Here is a 1,030-nt window from a genome sequence, read left to right as displayed (position 1 = left end):
TTCCGGATCGTGCTAAATACAGAACACGCCCGGGAAAACATCCCGGGCCAGGCCGCGCGCACAGGCTTTCAAACACTTCTGATGCGCATTGCTGTGGATAAACCGTAGCGAATCTACCCTTTATTGTTAAGGAACTTCCCCTCCCGGAGCAGGGCTTTTTGCCCGCCCGCCGGTGCACGGGCCCGGGCGGCGGCCTCTATCCGGCTGTTTTTCCATGCGATCCGCCCGGGCTCTCCTACGCCCTTGGCAGTGCATCCAAAGCGGAAACGCTGTGTTTCCAATCCGGTTTCTACAATTTTAAGAGATTTGACCTTGGAGTCGCAACAACCTGAAGTTTCAACGATTCGCCCTGTCCGCCCTCTCCGGCTACCCCCATGGTGGTATTTTGCCCGCCGGCGCCTGCCCGGCCCTGCCTTTGGCGTACCCCCTCTGCCCGGTTTGACCCTGCAGCCGGCGTGCTACCCTCAAGACATTCATTATGTCATGCCGGGGGGCAACATGGTTATGTTGGGTGAGTCCGTTTCCCGAACGGACAGGTTATTGTTTTCTAAGGCTCTGCAAAGGCAACTCTCTTCTCTGACACAATTGGCGCTGGTGCAGCCGGGGCACCGCAAGGCGCCGGTGCTGACCAGCGATGCAGCCCTGGGGGCCGCCGGTTCCGGCCCCGCGGCGGCGGCGCTGCGGCGCCAGCTGCATCCGGGCGCGGCCGGAACATTGCAGCGGCGGCGCCCGGGCGGTGCCGCGGCGCAGGCGCTGGCGGCCCGGCTGCCGCAGCATCCGGACCTGGCCCGGGATCTGGCTGCCGGGCGCGGCTGGGCGCTGTTTTCCTGCGCCTTCGAGGACGGCAGCGAGGATCTGATCGCGCTGCAGCTCGGCGGCGGCCCCCATGACAGCCATTGCGGCGACATCCTGCAGGCGATCTGGCCGGTGCTGCGCGAGGATTCCCTGCGCGAGCTGGCCGGCGAAACCCAGGCCGCGGTGACCAGCGCGCTTCTGTGGACCGTCTCCAAGAAGACCGTCAGCGCGGTGC

Annotated in this window: 1 pseudogene; it reads left to right on the top strand. The window is 65.1% G+C overall.

Annotation, left to right across the window (positions count from 1 at the left end):
* Nucleotides 1-594: 594 nt before the first annotated feature.
* Nucleotides 595-1,030 (top strand): annotated as a pseudogene (locus A9D60_RS04300) (helix-turn-helix transcriptional regulator); the annotation flags it as partial.

The organism is Leisingera sp. JC1 (assembly GCF_001679925.1).
GTDB lineage: Bacteria > Pseudomonadota > Alphaproteobacteria > Rhodobacterales > Rhodobacteraceae > Leisingera.
This window is presented reverse-complemented; position numbering and strand designations above follow the sequence as displayed.